Below are 446 nucleotides of genomic sequence, written 5' to 3' on the forward strand. Positions count from 1 at the left end.
GCGTCATCACAGCGCGGTACCGCTTGAATGAGAGATAGATCGCGCCGGCCAGGCAGCCGTAGGCAGCAAAGTGGAGCAGCTTGTCGCCAAWCTCCCGGGACATGGCGTGCGCATTGCCGGGGAGGTTGCCTACCAGCAGCATGGCGGCGTAGAACACTGCTGCTACCGATAGCCATAGCCTTGCCTGGGTGGTAAGAATCGGCGCGGCAGGCCGCGCCCATGGCTGCGATTCAATAGGCATTCTGTCCAGTCCAGCCCTTGAACGCGGTCCAGAAGATGATGCGTAAATCCATCCAGAACGACCAGTTGCGGATGTAGAAGATGTCGTGCTCAACGCGCTTGGCCATCTTGTCCAGCGTATCGGTCTCGCCCCGGTAGCCATTGATCTGCGCCCAGCCGGTAATGCCGGGCTTGACGCGGTGGCGCAGCATGTACAGGTCCAGCTG

General features: G+C 60.9%; 1 protein-coding gene and 1 pseudogene. Both read right to left on the reverse strand.

The annotated features are described in order from the left end of the window. Positions 1-241 (reverse strand): annotated as a pseudogene (locus AC1DS3_RS39520) (hypothetical protein); the annotation flags it as partial. Continuing rightward, positions 231-446 (reverse strand): sugar transferase (locus AC1DS3_RS39525; RefSeq protein WP_477129486.1); only part of this gene is annotated, 216 nt, incomplete at its 5' end. The gene AC1DS3_RS39525 and the pseudogene AC1DS3_RS39520, both read right to left, overlap by 11 nt.

Source organism: Cupriavidus sp. 01L46, from assembly GCF_056399905.1.